Source organism: Clostridium sp. C8-1-8, assembly GCF_009928445.1.
Lineage (GTDB): Bacteria > Bacillota > Clostridia > Clostridiales > Clostridiaceae > Clostridium_AR.
In genome coordinates this window covers 1-3058 of sequence record NZ_JAABNO010000067.1, presented here as the reverse complement: position 1 = coordinate 3058, position 3058 = coordinate 1, and the positions used below count along the sequence as shown (strand labels likewise).

Here is a 3058-nt window from a genome sequence, read left to right as displayed (position 1 = left end):
GGAAAGAACATGTGAGCAAAAAGCAAAGCACCGGAAGAAGCCAGCACCGCAGGCGTTTTTCCATAGGCTCCGCCCCCCTGACGAGCATCACAAAAATCGACGCTCAAGTCAGAGGTGGCGAAACCCGACAGGACTATAAAGATACCAGGCGTTTCCCCCTGGAAGCTCCCTCGTGCGCTCTCCTGTTCCGACCCTGCCGCTTACCGGATACCTGTCCGCCTTTCTCCCTTCGGGAAGCGTGGCGCTTTCTCATAGCTCACGCTGTAGGTATCTCGGCCCGGTGTAGGTCGTTCGCTCCAAGCTGGGCTGTGTGCACGAACCCCCCGTTCAGCCCGACCACTGCGCCTTATCCGGTAACTATCGTCTTGAGTCCAACCCGGTAAGACATGCAAAAGCACCACTGGCAGCAGCCATTGGTAACCGAGTTAGCAGAGCGAGATTTGTCCAGATGCTTACAGAGTTCTTGAAGTGATGGCCTGACTACGGCTACACTAGAAGGACAGTATTTGGTATCTGCGCTCTGCTGAAGCCAGTTACCCGGTTAGACAATCTGCCAGGATTAGCTAACCTTCGAAAAACCACCTGCCAGGGTGGTTTTTTCGTTTAAGATACTCACAACACGTTAATTTCGCAATACTTCAATTAATACCAATGCAAAATAGGAAAGAAAAAATGGAAAACAAGGCCGTCACAATATCAACACAGCTAGCAATATTTATTGACAGCACCATAGCTAGACCAGATCTTCTCTTTAATAGCCTAAACTCAGAAATTGGCGAAGTTATAGACGCAATGCCACAGACGCTTCCCCTGCCTGCAGATGCACCCGCAGATATCCCTCGCGTTATTGGCACATCGTCCTTTGGCAAGTTCAACTTAAACATATCACTAAACAGAATAGATTTTGTAGAAAACTACACCCCTACTGAGGAGATCGAAAAATCAGTAACGGAATTCAAATTAAAGTGCAATACGCTAATAGCAACAATATTCCAAAAATATGGAGTCGTAAGAATCGGCCTAGTTGGTAACTATTACATCCCACATAAAAATCCATCTCAACTAATAGCTGATCTGTATTTAAACGAAAACAAAAGAAATTTAGATGAAATAACAATAAGAATAAATAACCGCGATACATTCAAAAATATACAAATAAACAATGTCATCAATTTAAGCCAAGGACAAGTAACCGCACAGAACTACAATGGAAATGCGGTGATAGTTCAACTTGACTACAACTCAACCGATAATAACACACCACTTGAAGAAGGGTTAACCTTAGCCCTATTTAAAGAAAAATCCATTGCTTATAACTCCAAGCATGTTGAGGATGTGAGTGGATTATGAAATTTTTCAAACCAAAAACAGATGCGATTGAATACATTCGTGTAGAACCATCATTCTCAAAAACAAGTAGCAATATAAATAATGCGAAATCAGGAAGTGACACAAACTCACAGCCTGGATTCATTTTAAGATCTCAAATAGAGGAAATGATAAAAAACCACAGACCGAAAACAGAAAAAGAAATAAAGGCTGAAAGCGAAGGTCTTATAAGGCTTTGCTCCATGGCCTTTATATTTTTAATAGTTTTATCAATTTTTATGTTAATCGTTTATTTCGGAATAAAAGATAGAGAACTACCAGATTTTGCAAATAACCTGATGGCACTAATGACAACATTAGTTGGAGCGATAGGTGGTTTTATATATGGAACAAAAAAATAACACAGACAAAAACACAAATAAAAAAAACAAATAACACACAAGCACACCAGCCCCATACTTCGGGGCTTTTACAACCGTTACCTGACACCATTTACCATAACGTCTCATTACGCGCACCGCCAAAACGCGCTGAACGCGATTCTGACGCAGACACCGCAAAAAGAGATGTTTTCCCCGGGATAAACCGGAAAAATGCGTCAGGATCGCTTTCAGCTCACTGCATAGCTATGCATGAAAGTGAATGGCGATCGGTTTGGGGGCTTACGGCGTTCATACCGTCTGTTTTCGACAGTTTCTCTCCGGGAAGCTAATCTGCCATAAGCCTGGATAACAGGGCACGGTGATACTCCGTAATAGCGATCAGCACCTCCGCATACTCCCTGTCCCCGACACGCTTGCCGTCGATAAAGAGTTTTTTCTGCAACGCCCCCAGTCGCATAACTTCTTTCAGCACCCGGTCATCAGTCAGTGAGTTAACTTTCTTACCGAGAGCTGCCGCCCGTAAAAAACCAGAAACGGTCTTGCCGCATTCAGCAGCCCTTTTTCTGATTTCCTGGTCTTCTTCTGCCGTCAGACGAACAGGGCGACTGATAGCCCGCCTGCGCGTATTACTTCCACTTCGTTTTGTCATAAAACATGGCTCCGTATCTGACATGGGGTGTCGGGGCGAAGCCCTGACCAGGGTAATTGTAATAGCGTGCATGTATGCGCGGTATAACAATTACACATCCTGTCCTGTCTGCAAGTTCGAATTACCAACAAAGCACTGCTGTTTTTTGGCAGTGACAGTGTTGTCTGACTGAAATGTCCGTCGGCAGAATACCGGCGGTAAGACGGTCGAAAAGTGGTGCGCGATATAATCACACGACGCAGATGACAGACAGAACGGAGAAAGCAGAAAGATGAACAAGCAGCAGCAAACCGCACTCAACATGGCAAAATTCATAAAAAGCCAGAGCCTGACGCTGCTCGAAAAACTGGACGCACTCGATGCTGACGAGCAGGCCACCATGTGTGAGAAGCTGCACGAACTCGCAGAAGAACTCCAGAACAGCATACAGACACGCTTTGAAGTAGAAAATAGCACAGAGATATAACGCTCAGGGCAGGATGCCGAACGGCACAACAGAGCGTAAGGAGAAAATGTCACATAAGGCGCTCTTCCGCTTCCTCGCTCACTGACTCGCTACGCTCGGTCGTTCGACTGCGGCGAGCGGTGTCAGCTCACTCAAAGGCGGTAATACGGTTATCCACAGAATCAGGGGATAAAGCCGGAAAGAACATGTGAGCAAAAAGCAAAGCACCGGAAGAAGCCAGCACCGCAGGCG

Annotated in this window: 4 protein-coding genes; 3 read left to right on the top strand and 1 reads right to left on the bottom strand. The window is 45.5% G+C overall.

Annotated elements, in window-relative coordinates; translation table 11 throughout:
- Positions 1 to 672 precede the first annotated feature (672 nt).
- Both GXK57_RS26090 and GXK57_RS26085 read left to right on the top strand, forming a co-directional pair.
- On the top strand, positions 673 to 1350 hold the full coding sequence (locus GXK57_RS26090) for a hypothetical protein (RefSeq protein ID WP_022631128.1): 678 nt from the start codon (positions 673 to 675) through the stop codon (positions 1348 to 1350).
- On the top strand, positions 1347 to 1730 hold the full coding sequence (locus GXK57_RS26085) for a hypothetical protein (RefSeq protein ID WP_022631129.1): 384 nt from the start codon (positions 1347 to 1349) through the stop codon (positions 1728 to 1730). Before GXK57_RS26090 ends, GXK57_RS26085 begins: the two co-directional genes overlap by 4 nt.
- A gap of 307 nt (positions 1731 to 2037) precedes the next feature.
- Here the strand turns inward: GXK57_RS26085 and mobA are convergent, their stop codons facing one another.
- Positions 2038 to 2361 (bottom strand): plasmid mobilization protein MobA, encoded by a 324-nt coding sequence (mobA, locus tag GXK57_RS26080; protein WP_000166966.1) that lies wholly within the window; start codon positions 2359 to 2361, stop codon positions 2038 to 2040.
- A 271-nt stretch (positions 2362 to 2632) separates the two neighbouring features.
- Between mobA and GXK57_RS26075 the strand changes: the two genes are divergently transcribed.
- Positions 2633 to 2827: a Rop family plasmid primer RNA-binding protein gene (locus GXK57_RS26075; RefSeq protein ID WP_022631127.1), complete on the top strand. Its 195-nt coding sequence runs from the start codon at positions 2633 to 2635 to the stop codon at positions 2825 to 2827.
- Positions 2828 to 3058 lie beyond the last annotated feature (231 nt).

What these genes read in the sequence shown, in the direction of transcription:
- GXK57_RS26075 (WP_022631127.1), top strand. Translation starts at nt 2,633, where the DNA reads ATGAACAAGCAGCAGCAAACCGCACTCAACATGGCAAAATTCATAAAA.
- GXK57_RS26085 (WP_022631129.1), top strand. Translation starts at nt 1,347, where the DNA reads ATGAAATTTTTCAAACCAAAAACAGATGCGATTGAATACATTCGTGTA.
- GXK57_RS26090 (WP_022631128.1), top strand. Translation starts at nt 673, where the DNA reads ATGGAAAACAAGGCCGTCACAATATCAACACAGCTAGCAATATTTATT.
- mobA (WP_000166966.1), bottom strand. Translation starts at nt 2,361, where the DNA reads ATGACAAAACGAAGTGGAAGTAATACGCGCAGGCGGGCTATCAGTCGC.